The organism is Sorangium sp. So ce836, from assembly GCF_028553905.1.
Classification (GTDB): Bacteria; Myxococcota_A; Polyangia; order Polyangiales; family Polyangiaceae; genus Sorangium; species Sorangium cellulosum_D.
In genome coordinates this window covers 10,342,564-10,355,710 of sequence record NZ_CP102233.1, presented here as the reverse complement: position 1 = coordinate 10,355,710, position 13,147 = coordinate 10,342,564, and the positions used below count along the sequence as shown (strand labels likewise).

The following is a 13,147-nucleotide window of genomic DNA, read 5'->3' as shown; positions in this document are numbered from 1 at the left end:
GCCTTCCATCGAAGCGCCGGGGATTGTCACAAAATCAACCTGATCGGTGCTCTAGGCCCCCGGAGCGCGCGCGGCGTAGGAGGTTCTCCATGGGCGCCTTGGTCGCTGGCTGTGACTGTGCCGGCAGGTACATGTCGGCCTCGTCGAGCAACACCACGGCGCGCAGGTGGGGCGACGGCGCACGGCTCACCCAGCGACTCAGCGCGAGCAGAAGCTGCGCGACCCAGAAGAGGACACGCGCGCTGTCGCCCAGGAACTTTGTGCTGACGATGCTGAGCCGCGTCTTCCCAGGCTGCGCGTGAGGCCCGAGGCCGAGGAGCAGCTCGACATCGAGCGCCTCGCCGTCCATCGACAGCAGGTCCGCAGTGTTCAGCTTGAGCACCTCGAGGTCGTGCACGAGGTCCTTGAACAGCCGTGTATCGAGCCGCCCGAGCGTAGCGACGAGGGCTGGATCCTCGTTCGCGATGAGCTCGATCAACGACGCGACGTCGAGCTTGCGCGAGGCGCCGTGCGCGGCGAAGAGCTGGAAGGCCTGGACGAGGACGGTACGGAGACCCTTGTCCTTGCGCGTCTGCTTGTAGCCGAGCATGTCGCCAAGGGCGTGCGCCGCATAGCCGGCGGCCTGATCGCGCTCTAGATCCGGGAGCGCCTCGATTCCGCTCGGCATCAGCGAGAGCCCGAGCTGGCGGCCGCCGGGGTGGCCCGGCGTGAAGAGGGCGATGTCGAGCCGCTCCGCGAGCGCCCGCCGCCGCGCTTCGAGCGCCGCCTCCGGGGGCGCGCGGGTGAAGAGCGTCTGGCGCGCATAGCCGCAGAGATCGCCCTTGCGGTCGATGAGGATGGCGGGAACGCCGTGGAGCAGGAGCTGCTCGATCAGGTTCAGCGCCAGCGTGGTCTTGCCGCTCCCGGTGCTGCCAAGGAACGCGGCGTGCGCCGTGAGCTGCCCAGCGTCGAGCGTGATTTTGTGGGAGACGAGCTCCCCCGTCGTGCCGAGCGCGAGGGAGAGGGCCTCCCGCGGCGCCGCTCCGTCGACGTTGCCTGGCGTCGCACCGTCGGGACCGGCGGCCGGGGGCGGTGCGCCCGGGCTCGCAGGTGATGTATCGAAGGGCGATGGCGCGGCTCCCCGCGACCGAGGCGCCGGGGCGGACGGTGGGAGCTCCTGCTCGAAGCGGTCGAGGTGGTCGAGATCCAGCACGTGGATGAGCGGCAAGAGACGCGAGATGTGGTTTTCTTCCCTGAGCCAATCGCTGAAATGCTCGCGTCGCGCGTGGGTCTCGTGGAACCTGTGGAACGCGGCCAACGTGCGTTGATCGCTCTCCTCGAAGACCGCCTTGCGGCCGCCGTTCTTGAGGATCTCGGCGAGCGCCGAGTGCACCTGCGTGTTTGGATTGCGCGGGAACTCGCCGCAGCGGAGCAGCGCGAGGGTCCGGCGCCCGGCTCGCCTGCGCGCATCCTCGAACTGGGCTCGAAGCCCGCCGCCCTGGGGTGCCCGGTTGCAGACCACGACGAGGATCTCCTCGACGACGCGAGTCGCTCCGCCCGGGCTCGGGATCCGGATGTCGATCTCGATCGCCTCGTCGCGTGGACGGGCATCAAAGCGAATGCCACTCCCGATCTCCTCGGCGCACTGGTTCACGGCCCAGGCGAAGAGGGCGGCGATCTCGGCATCGTCCTCGGACGGGTCGTCCTCGAACTGCGCCAGGAAGTCGTTCCACTCCTGCTCGATCTTCTCCTTGGCCGCGCGGACGTCTTGATCCGCGGGGGTCCGGGGCCGTGTGCTGGGAGGAGCGCTCGTGCCCCACTGCGCCACGATCCGGCCGGCGTCGATGCACGCATCCCGGAAGATCTGGCATTCGTTGAGCGCCGCGCGGACGCTCATCCCCGAGAGCTGCTCCACGAACTCTCGGGGCATGGGGTAGAGGGGATCAACCGCGCCGTCCGCCGGCGCATGCCCCGCCGTCTCGTAGAGGTAGGCGAGCCGCTTCTGGATGATTGGCGCGATCTCCTCTTTGCGGCGCTCCGCGACCAGGTGGACCGGCGCGGGGTCGCGCTCAACGCGATCGAGCGTCGACCGGGTGAGGCGAGCGCGCATCGTCTCGTAGTAGTCCTTGAGGCAGGCGATCACGATGATGGACGAGGGCACCTGATCGGCGACCGCGCAGAGCGAGGACATCACCCGCCGGAACAGGGACTCGGCGTCGTTGACGCGGTACGAGTCCTCGAACTGGTCGACGCAGAGGACCAGAGCGCGGGAGTCGCACGCCCACATTAGGCGTCCGAGCTGCTCGACGAGGTGCTGCGCGTCCTCCTCTTCGCGCTTAGGCGATAGACCCCCGAGCAGCTTCTGCTCGCGCTCCGAGAGCACCTCGCAACGCATGTATTTCACGACCCGCTTCTTTAGCGCCGGATCTTGCCGCTGCAGATAGAGTAGGGCGCGGATGAGATCCAGGTCGAGGTCGGCGTAGCGGGGGTGCCTGATGAGCCTGTCGGCGGCGCGCTCCACGAGATCGACGACCTCGTCCGCGTCCAGGTCCTCGCGCTCGTTCAAGGAGCGGATGGACTCCGGATCTCCACACCTCGCCGCGACCGCGTTGGAGAGCCGGAGCAGCCCCGATCCGGTTCCCAGCGCCTCGTAGTAGGTCTGATCGAGCGAGTCGACGAGGTTGCTCACCAGGTAACGGCTGTAGCTCGTGACCGATGTGGTCATTTGCATGTACCCGACGAAGCCGAGCCCGTTGAGGTGAACATGGTTGCGGAAAGCGCGTACGAGGTGCGTCTTTCCGCTGCCGGACTCGCCGAGGAGCAGGAGGATCCGGCCCGCATCGAGGCCCGGCGGGGTCGTCACCTGGGTGAGCAGCCGCTGGAAGGCCGTGCGAGCCTCCTCATGCACGGAATCGACGTCGAACGGATCCTCGCGCCAGATCTGCCCGCGGTGCTCCACGGAGTGGAACACGTCTTTCTTCGCTGTCGACAGGAACACGTCGAGCAGGGCGTCCTGCTTCGTCATGGTGCACCCCTTCTCCCTCTTGCTCCTCGACGCCGGCGGCGCGCACACTGCGCGCGGACGTCGCCGGCGCTTCCCACGTCAGATGCGCACGAAATGGAACGTCGTGCTGAGATACCGGGTCTCCGAGGCGTCGACGTCGGCGGGGTCCATCGCCTCGACCAGGTCGGCGCGGTTGAGCGCCAGGAGCCCACGGCGATGCGCGGAGACCAGCCGGGCCTTGAACGTGTCCGCGTCGCCGATGGCGACGCCGTCCTCGGCGAGGCGCCGGACGACGTGCGAGATGAAGACCTTGTTGTCCCCGAACCGCCCGCTCTTTGACGCCCGCGCCGCCTCAAGCACGCGCGCGGCGAAGGCTGGCTCGTCCGCAGGCAGGGGGGCTGTCTGCGGAGCGAGCAGGCCGCGCGCTCCCGTGCCGAGGGCCGACGCCTTTCTCACGAGCAGGTCGATCGCCTGTTTCAGCGTCCCCTGGGGAGGCGCATCGGCTTGACGGCTCAGCAGCACCCGCATGACCGCCTCCACGGTGAAAGGATCTGCCGTCGTGACGCCGATGGCGCTCCAGGCGACCGCGCCGAGCACGCGCGGCAGCGATGGGACCTGGCCAAGGTTGAGGTGGAAGGCGCCGACGAGGAGCGTCGCGATGCGCGCGGCCTCTGCCGGAGGCACGTCGACGGCAAGCTCCCTCGGGCCCTTGACCGCGGATAGATGCTCTTCGAATATCCGAGCCGCTATGAGATCCTTGAACTCCAGCCAGCGGACCTTCTTGTTGTGTGCCAGATGGAGGGCCGCGCGGATGGCTTTTTGCCCGTCGTGGGTGATCTGATACGAAGCCCTCCTTGCACGCACGGCGAGACCGATTTGCACGAAGCCGATGAGTTCGTTTTCGATGAGTCGGGTCGGGTCGCTTTGACCTTCCCTCCGCCTGAAAAGAAAACTCAGCGTCTTCGCTATCTGGCGCGGGGTGAAACCCTCGGTTTTGAAGAAGAGCCGGCCGAGGACGTAGGTGCCCAGGCCGGAGAGGGTGACCTGTTCGCTGGAGCTCATCGGCCTACCTCCATCGCCCTCGCGGAGGGTCTCGCGACGCGGCGGTCCACGCGCTCGCGGATCAGCTCCCACGCGTCGGTCGGCTCGAAGTGATAGCGCACCTGCTTCGGCTCGGCGGCACCCGTGAAGCGACTGCGCAGGACCTCCAAGAGCGCCAGCGCGTCGGAGCGCTTCTGGTCCACCCGGCCATCGCGCAGGAACTCCCGCAGGGCCGCGGTCTGCTCGCGTGGCACGCCCTCCTCCTCGGCGCGCCGCAGGAGGATCGGATAGCACCGGTCCGGATAGAACAGCCGCTTGGCCAACGCCTCCAGCCGCTCGCGAGTCGCGCCCGGGATCACGCCGGCTCGCTCGGCGGCGCGCAAGGTGGCGCGGATGTTCACCAGCGCCTCGCTCAGTGGGCGATAACCGTCCTCGGCGGACGCATGGGCCACGGCGACCTCGTCGTCGGCGTCGAGGTCACCGCGCGCGTACCCCTCGTAGATGGCGCCCACGCCGTCCATGCCGAAGAGCGAGAGCTCGGCGGCGCGCAGCGCCCCCATGCTCGACGCGCCGAGGACGTGGATCCCCTGCGCCATCGCCCAGAGGATCTCCTTGTGGGACACGGACGGGACGCGCTCGAAGTAACCGTCGATGAGGCCGATGGCGACGGGTCGCTCCAGCGCCGCGCGGTAGATGTCGCCCTGGGCTGCGGGCGGCAGGAAGATGGCGTCGATATGCTGCTGGCCCTCCGCAGCCGGGAGGGTGGGACCTGTGAAGATGCAAAGGTTCATGATCTGCGCTCCGAAAGGCGCCGCTGCGCGCGCGCGCCGGGGATGTAACCGGGTACGTCGTCGAGCGACTCGAGGCCCGGGATGACCACGCGCACCACCGGGATCTCGAGCTCGGGCCGGGTGAGGTCGACAGCGACGATCTGATGAAGCCCCGCCGTGCGCAGGCGCTCGATCTCCCAGGCGACGTCGTCGTCGAGGGTTTCGCCCGCATGATCGGGCGCGTCGTCGAAGCTGCGCTGGGGCGGCTCGCCCGCGTGCTCCTCCAGGAAGCGGCTCGCCTCGCGAAGATCGTCGTCGGGCCCGTTGCCGCGGGCTCGGACGTCGTCGCGCACGCCGGTGACGACGGTGAGCCGGCTCTGCGCTGCCTCGGTGATGGCGCGCAGGAGCGCGACACCGCGGGAGGGGTGGCAACCGAAGCCGACCATCGGCGCGATGGGCCGGTGCATGTTGGGCGCGCGGTCGACGAGCGTGCAGCAGAAGGCCGGGACGCCGATATCGGATGTGATCTCCCAGAGGAACGAGACAACGCCGGCGCGTTCCACCTGCTCCAGGAGCGCGCGGCATCCCGGGTCGTCCACCGTGGACGGGTCGACCCGCGAGCGGCGCCGCTGGTCCCGGCCCGAGAGCCTCCAGAGCGTAGCGGCATCCCTTTCGATGAGCTCGCAGATGGCGTGACTCACGGCCTCGACCGGGTGGTTACCGGAGGCGAGCCCGTTCGAGCTCATCACGAAGGCTCCGCTCGCGGCGAGCAACGGCAGCGCGTAGTCCGTGTGGACGATCTCGAACGGCACCCAGGTGGGCGCGCCCGTCACGAGATCCAGGCCAGCCACCCAGAAGAGGCGGAGATGATCATGGAAGTCGACGACGGACAGGCGCGGCAGGTTGTGGACGTCGAGGAGGCGGTGGCGGTGCCGGAGCTCGCTCACGGTGCCGAGCTTGAGCGGGAGCTGGATGTGCTCGGCGTGCCATTGCTCGATGGACTCCATCACACCCGAGGCGCGCGCGGCGGCCAGGGTCGAGCCCTTGCCTTGCGAGACCGCGATCGAGCGCGCGTTCGGTCGGGTGACCATGACCACCGGCACACCCAGCGTGTCGAGGCCGGTGACGTCGGCGATGCGGGTGATACCCATCGCGGGCAGGAGGGGACGGACCCGCTCTACCGTCTCATCGGGAGAGACGAGGCGGTGGGTGCCCGCGAGATATCGCTTGGGCGCCGGCGGCGGCGGGCCCGATCGCTGCTCGGCGGGGCCGGGGTTCGTGGAGGTGGCCATGGACATCCTCGCTCTTCGCTCAGCGCTTGAAGCGCGACAGGTTGAGGACGTAGCAGTTGATCCCGACGGGAACGGCTGTGGGCTGCGCGAAGTCCGGGGGCAACCGCTCGTCCGTGGGGTCGGGGCTCATGGAGAGGAAGTTCTTACGGTGCAGGCTTTCGAGCAGGAGCAAGACTTCTTTGGTCGTCTCGACGAACCCGGGTCTCAGGGAGGGATTCAGGACGAAGCGGCCCCACGACTGGCAGTGGACGACGTAGTAGTCGCCTTCGCGGGTCTCGAAGGTTTCGCCGTTCTCTGCGCGGATCGTGCCGTTCTTGGCGCAGATGACCAGATCGTAATCGGCGAGCCCCCGCGCGCTGCCGACCTTCGCGCGCGTCCCCTGGACGACGAGATCGTCGCATGCCATCTCAGGAAGGTTCTTGATATTCCTCTCGTAGATGACATAGACCCCGACCTCGCCCTGGAGGAACTGCACGAATGCTCCAGGCTTGCTGGTCTCCTTGAGGGAGGCGACCTTGTCGCGGATCTCTGGCGGGATATCGCGCTCGGCCCAGCGGTTCTCTGCGCTCGCCCACGCGCCGGACTCCAGTTGGTAAACGGGGGTCGACTCGCGATTGATGGTGAAAACAATGCCTCTTCGATCGTTGATGCACGGGATCTCGTTGGACATGGCTCGGCTCCGTTCTCGTTTCGTTATTGCAATTTCACACGCAGCGCGCGCGGACCGGGCGCGGACGAGGGCCGCGCGGCGGGCCACGGCGCGCCGTCAAGAAGACCGGTTGAGTCGAGGGTCAGCTCACGCGTAGCCGCCGTGGCGGGCGTCGTGGAGCGCCAGCGCGAGCGGGCGGCGAGCGCGGGACTCGCGGCCTGCTGCGAAGGCGCGAGCTGCCGTTCTGAGCAGCTTGGTGAGCTGCCTCGGCAAGCGCTGCTGCCGCGAGTCGAGCACCGCATGTACCTGCGCGATGGCGCCCTCCAGGCGACCATGCGCGAACTCCACCGAGCAGAGCGGCAACCTGGCCAACCACTGGAAGGGGTAGACCAGGGGGAGCGGCTCCCAGCAGGCGAGCGCTTCCTGGCCTGCCTCCTCGGCCCGCGCGAGGTCGCCGCGCTGGAGCGCGCACCACGCGAGGTTGCCCAGGGCGGCTCCGGCGTACTCGTGCACGTTCTCAGCCCTGGCCAGCCTCAAGGCCCGCTTGGCCAGGTCCTCGGCACCTTCGACGAAGCTCCGCTTGCGCTGGATAACCGTGAGATAAGTCAGGCAGCGCGTCATGACCTCGAGGTCGCCGCTCCGCTCCGCGATCGGGAGCGCGTCACGCATCTCCGCTTCGGCTTCGTCGGGGTCGCCGTACAGCATTCGGATGATCGCGAGGCTGCAGCGGGCGGCGAGTGCCCAGTGGCCTTCGGGCGGCGCGCCCGCAGCCTGGTACGCCGCGACGCACTCGTCGGCGTATCGCAGCGTCTCGGCGGAAGCGACGAACCGATCTCGCTGGATGCCCCGCTGCGTCAGAGCGTGTTGGTAGTGGGCGCGGTGCAGTGGTGTCCCCCTCTGCTCCAGCACGGGGCGTACGGTCTCGACGAGGGCGTCCAGCCGGACGAGATCGGCGAGCCAGTAATGCACGGAGATGCGATCCAGATGGAGCTGAATCCACTCGTTCCACCACGCCTGAGCCTCACCCGAGCTTCGCTCGGTCGGCTCACCAAGGGCGGTCTCCGCCTGCTCGTAGCACTCGAGCGCCCTGGCGTGCTGGTGGTGCATCTCCCAGGTCTTGCCGACCTTGCGGTGGAGCCGAGCGTGGTCGACGCGGGAAACTGTCGCGCCGAGCGCCGTGCCGTAGGCATCGCGGGCCTCGGCCTGACGCCCGACGAGCCCGAGCACGTCGCCCAGGCCCTCGTGGAGCTCGGCAAGCGCTACGGGCGCGGCGCCAGCGGTCAAGAGGGCGTCGATGGCCAGGCGGTAGAAGCGGACGGCGTCGCGGTTCGCATAGACCTCGGCGGCGCGCTGCGCGGCCCGCGCGAAGTGCGCGCCGGCCTTGCCGTGGAGGCCTGCTCCCGCGAAGTGGTGCGCGAGCACCGGCGCCTCAGCGCCGCGCGCCTCAAGCTCCTCGCCGGCGCGCCGGTGCAGCGCGGCCCGCGCTCTCGGGTCGAGCCGGCTGTAGACTTTCTCGCGGAGCTTGTCGTGCACGAAGCGCAGCCGTCCCGTCTCCGTCTCCTCGAGGATTCGCCGCGCCCGGAGCTCCGCAACCGCCTCGGTGGCCGCGTCTTGCCCGCGCGGGTCCGCGAAGAGGAGCTCGTCGTCGAGCTCCTGCCCCAGCACTGCCGCCCACGCCGCGAGCTCACGCGCCTTCGCGTCGAGCAGGTCGAGCCGCCGTCCGAGCAGCTCGTCCAGCGTGCCCGGGATCTGGAGGGACCCGAGCGCCGCGGCGCCGCGCCCCTTGAAAGAGAAGCTGCCACCCTGGTCCCGCTGGAGTTCCCCTGCGTCGAGGGCCGCGCGCAGGTACTCGGCGACGAAGAAGGGGTTGCCGTTCGCGTTGCGGATGAGCGCGTCGAGCACGGTCCGGGGCGGCATGCTCGGCGAGAGCATGCCCACGACCATGTCCTCGATGTCGCGAGCGGTCAGCTTGTCGAGCCGGATCGAGGTGGCCCCCGGAACGTGAGCGATATCCTCGAGCTCCGGGCGCGTCTCCTCCATCCGGTAGGTGCCAATGATCAGCACGCCACCGCGCTCGTCGGGCTCGGCTCGGGCAAACGCATCGAGCAGCGCCAGGGTGAGATCATCGGCCCACTGGAGGTCGTCCAGGAGAAGGCAGAGCGGCCTTGCCTCGGCAAGCGCCCGAAGGGTCTCCCGCAACGCGGCGACGACGCGCTTCCGCGCCTGCGATGGCGGCAGGGGCGCCGGCTCCGACCGGCTTCCGAACGCTCGCAGCTCTGGCAAGTAGGCCGCGAGCACCTCGCGGCGCTCGCCGAAGAGCCGATCCGCTTCGGCCTCGGATGGGCGCGCTCCATCGACCGCGGCCAAGAGGATGGTACGCAGCGGTTGCAGCGGGGCGGCCATCGCCGCCGTCGCGCCCGCCTCGCCGGCCCCAGGCGCAACGCACACGCCCGAGAACACCCGGAGCGGCAGCCCCCTCGCCGTGACGGCGCGGCTCACCTCCCGCACGAGCCGCGTCTTACCTGAGCCGCTCTCCCCGCAGACAAGCGCGATGCCACCTCGCCGCTCAGAGGCGGCGCGCTGGACCATCACCTGCAGCTTGCAAACGGCATCGGTGCGGCCTGCGAGCACGGGCCGGTACAGGTACACGCGTGGCGGCGGGCCCTCGTCGCGCTCGGCCGCCGCGCCCAGTGCGACGAGCCTCGCGGCGACGTCGGCGGCGTACTGCACCCGACGCTGTGGATTCTTCGCAAGGAGCGCGAGGATGAGGTCGTCGAGCGCTGCGGGGAGGCCCGAGACAAGAGCCGAGGGGCGCTGAGGCGGGGCGGAGCGGTGCTGCTCGCAAAGGGACGAGGTGTCGCCAAGGAAGGGAGGTCGTCCCGTCACGCACTCGTAGAGGATGCAGCCGAGCGCGTAGAGATCGGCGCGCGCGTCGACCGGTTCCCCGTGGAGCTGCTCCGGGGCCGTGTAGGTCAACGTGCCGGCGAGCGGATCCACGTCGAGCACCTCGCGGCCGGCGCCGCCGAAGTGAACGGCGATTCCCAAGTCGACGAGGACAGGGCGTCCGTCGTCTTGGAGGACGATGTTCGCGGGCTTGAGATCGCGGTGCACCAAGCCCTCGCCATGCAGGTAGGCGAGCGGCGCGCAAAGGCGGCGGATCAGCGTGAGCATCGGGCCGAGCGGACGCGCGTCCGCGCTCGCCGCCGGCGCGTCGGTGCGCAGGCGGACGCTGGCCGGAACGGACCCCGGGGCTTGCACGGGAATGGTGATCGCCGCACCCAGGCCGGCGTCCTTCGAAAAGGTATCCGCGATGTAGTCGCGGAGCGTGCCGCCCCGGAGGAGCGGCATCGCGACCCAGGGCACCCCGCCGGTGACATCCTCGTCGAGAAAGCGCACGATGCCAGGGTGGTTCAAGCGGCGGAGCACCCGCGTCTCACGGCGTATCGCGGCGAGGTGGTCGGCGTCGTTCACGCCGCGCACCGTCTTGATGGCCACTTCCTCGCCTGTCAGGGCGTGTGCGGCGCGGAAGACGACGCCCATGCCGCCTCCGCCGAGGCGTTCGATGATCCGGTACGGGCCGAGCTGGCGAGGCTCGTCCGGTGCGTCGCTGGCTGTCCCCTGCTCGTCGATCATCCGAGAGCAGCAGGCTACCGCAGCTTCGACGCCGGCCTGGCGTCCTATCATCCTGGGAGACCGAGCGGCAGACGCGAGCCCCTGGAGGCGTTCCCCCTCAGGTCTCCTCTGCGGCATCGTCGTGCTGCCTTCGCTCTTCGCGCTCACGTCGCGGACACCCAGCACGTTGCGTGCCGAGCCAGGCGCGTCGCGGATCCCCGCAGAAACTCCGCATCATTGCTCATCGCCTGCGCGGCTCGCTGGCCAAGGTTCGCCACCGGCGGGCCAAGGTTCGCCACCGGCGGGCCAAGGTTCGCCACCCGCCACCTGGTCGCCAACCATGGTCTATCGCGTCGGGAGCTTGATGCCGAAAACCTTGATCTTATGCCTCAGCGTACCGCGCGGGATTCCGAGTTGCTCCGCCGCTTTCGTCACATTTCCCCCGGTCTCTTGGAGCGCAGCCTTGATGAGCTGTGCTTCCGTGCGATCCCGCTCTGATCGGAGCTTGCGGCCGGTCGCTTGTTTCTCGGCGAGATCCGGCGGCGGAACTGCCAGAGGGGCACCTTCGGCTCCCGCCGGTAGGGCCTTCGCGAGCAGACTCGGCGGCAGATCCTCCAGTTGGATTTGATCTCCCTCGGCCAACACAACGGCGTGATCGATGGCGTTGCGGAGATCGCGTACGTTCCCCGGCCAGCTGTACGCACGGAGCAGCGCCATCGCCTCCGGGGCGATGCCACGCACGCTGCGGCCGTTCTCATGGTTCGCGCGTCTCAGGAAGCGCTCCACAAACGCCTCGATCTCATCAGAGCGCTCGCGCAGAGGACGCATCTCCAGCTCGATCGTGTTCAGCCGAAAGTATAGATCCCTGCGAAACTGGCCGCCCTCGACCATCGCCTCAAGGTCGCGGTGCGTGGCCGAGATGACCCGCACGTCGATTTTCGTCTCTTGAGTCGCGCCGACCCGGCAGATGCTGCGCGTTTCGAGCGTCCGTAGCAGCGTCTTCTGCACTTCCGGGTCTAGCTCGCCGACCTCGTCGAGGAACAAGGTCCCTTCGTGAGCTGCCTCGAAATAACCCGGCTTTGGCTGATCGGCACCGGTAAAGGCCCCCTTTTCGTGACCGAAGAGCTCCCTCTCGACGATGTTGCTAGGGATAGCGCCGCAGTTTACTGCGATGAAGGGCTTGCCTGCGCGCGGACCGCGCTCATGGAGAAAGCGCGCGAGCACCTCTTTGCCCACACCGGTCTCGCCCTTGATATGTACGGGAACGCGCGCCGAGGCCACGCGCTGAGCCTTACTGAACAGCTCTCGCTGAGAGGCGCCGATGATCGGGGCGTCGAAGAGGTCGACGTCCCCCTCCGACCTTCGGCCGGTCGACGCATCAACGACGGCATGCTCCAGGGTCGCGCGGCCCGCCGCCTCGCGCGCTCGGTCGACGAGCTTCTGTGCCGAGCTTCCGGTTTTCTTGTACACGGCTAAACCGACGCGGCGAACTCCGCCTTGGCCGCCGGCGCCATAGGCGACCGCGTTCGCCACCCGAGCGGCGTCCTCCGCGCTCGCCTCGGGTAGCAGGATTAGCGCCGTATCCGGCCTGCACAGATGCACGCGATCGACAGCTCGCAGACTCGCCGAGAGCTGCATGGCCCACGACCCGGATCTGGCGCGTGCTATCTCCGCTTCGCTGGGGCGGACTGCGAGGATTGCGAAATTTCGGTTCAGGCACTGCGCACGAGCGAGCTCCGCCTCCAGTTCTCGATGGAAGGCCGCCTCGCCCAGCAGAACCGGCGTTGCGACGGGACCGAGAGCGACGACGTGAGCGCTGACGTTTCCCAGCATGGCCTCGCCGCCCGGCGTGAGCATGGCAGGTCCGTCAATCCGTTCGCGGTTCACCCAGGTGCCGTTGGTGGAGTCGAGGTCCTCGACGAGGACGTAGCCGTCGAGGAACGTGAACCGTGCATGCGGCTGAGAAATGACGGGATCGGGGATGCACAGATCCGCGGGCGCGCGCCGGCCGACGACCATTCCCGGCTGGCCAGGGTCGAGCCGCATCGCTTCGATACCGCCGCGATGAAAGAACAAGACGGAGACGCCGCGCGGCCGTGGTCGTGCGGGCGGCCCATCCCCGCCGCCCGGGAGCTTCTCGGTGCTCGTGTCGTTCCGTCCGTCGTCGTGCCGCTGGTCGTCCATGGCTGTTCCCCTCGCGAAGATTAGAGGCGCAACCCGCCCGACGTCGACGCTCAAGATGCCCGACGGGCTCCCCGCCACGCTCGCCTCCGGCCGTGATGCTCTGCCCACCCTGTGCTCCGCTGCAACAGGAATCCTCCGCGCTGCTTCGACATGCAACCCGCGAACGGCACTCCCGCTCGGACCCGGCGGAGTGGAGGAGGCCGCAGGCTCGCACGGCGGGCGACCTGCACGGATTTGCCGAGCCCGCCGGCGTCATGGCGCGACGCGTCGGTCCGCTCCTCGAGCAGATCGCTTCCCGGCAGCACCACGGCGCTGTGCGGTCCGGGACCCGGCACGTTTCCTCGATCGGAGGGCCCCGGGCGAGGAAAAAGGCGAGGGCGCCGGCGACGCTGTCGCCGGCCCCGTGGTTGGTCGCCGAGGACCCTCTCGGGCCGGCCACGCATCTACCAGCGCGAGCCTCTGAGGCACATGACGCGTTCGGGGCGCGGTCCGGTCGGCACCAGGACGCCTCTGCAGCCGTTTCGGCGGCCCTGCTGCCAAAACGGCGGCCGACGCGGCGGCCTCTCCGAGGAACTCCGCGGGCTCCTCGCGGCCGGCCAGCTCGCCGCCACACGCG

The 13,147-nt window shown here is 69.1% G+C and carries 7 protein-coding genes; all 7 read right to left on the bottom strand.

Features of this window, described 5'->3' with window-relative positions:
• Positions 1-34: 34 nt before the first annotated feature.
• The 7 genes from NQZ70_RS37670 to NQZ70_RS37640 all read right to left on the bottom strand — a co-directional run bounded on the left by NQZ70_RS37670 (position 35) and on the right by NQZ70_RS37640 (position 12,531).
• Complete coding sequence (locus tag NQZ70_RS37670) at positions 35-3,004, bottom strand: AAA family ATPase (RefSeq protein WP_129578535.1); 2,970 nt, start codon at positions 3,002-3,004, stop codon at positions 35-37.
• Positions 3,005-3,082: 78 nt separating this feature from the next.
• Positions 3,083-4,045 carry a hypothetical protein gene (locus NQZ70_RS37665; RefSeq protein ID WP_129578534.1) on the bottom strand — a complete coding sequence of 321 codons (963 nt, stop codon included), beginning with the start codon at positions 4,043-4,045 and terminating at the stop codon, positions 3,083-3,085.
• Complete coding sequence (locus NQZ70_RS37660; RefSeq protein ID WP_207217590.1) at positions 4,042-4,815, bottom strand: TfuA-like protein; 774 nt, start codon at positions 4,813-4,815, stop codon at positions 4,042-4,044. Before NQZ70_RS37660 ends, NQZ70_RS37665 begins: the two co-directional genes overlap by 4 nt.
• Positions 4,812-6,086: a YcaO-like family protein gene (locus tag NQZ70_RS37655; protein WP_129578533.1), complete on the bottom strand. Its 1,275-nt coding sequence runs from the start codon at positions 6,084-6,086 to the stop codon at positions 4,812-4,814. The genes NQZ70_RS37660 and NQZ70_RS37655 overlap by 4 nt, the downstream gene beginning before the upstream one ends.
• 19 nt (positions 6,087-6,105) lie before the next feature.
• Positions 6,106-6,756: a hypothetical protein gene (locus tag NQZ70_RS37650; RefSeq protein ID WP_129578532.1), complete on the bottom strand. Its 651-nt coding sequence runs from the start codon at positions 6,754-6,756 to the stop codon at positions 6,106-6,108.
• A 126-nt stretch (positions 6,757-6,882) separates the two neighbouring features.
• Entirely contained in the window at positions 6,883-10,368 is a 3,486-nt protein-coding gene (locus NQZ70_RS37645; RefSeq protein WP_165374371.1) for a serine/threonine-protein kinase PknK, read from the bottom strand.
• A 324-nt stretch (positions 10,369-10,692) separates the two neighbouring features.
• Complete coding sequence (locus NQZ70_RS37640; RefSeq protein WP_129578530.1) at positions 10,693-12,531, bottom strand: sigma 54-interacting transcriptional regulator; 1,839 nt, start codon at positions 12,529-12,531, stop codon at positions 10,693-10,695.
• Positions 12,532-13,147: the final 616 nt, after the last annotated feature.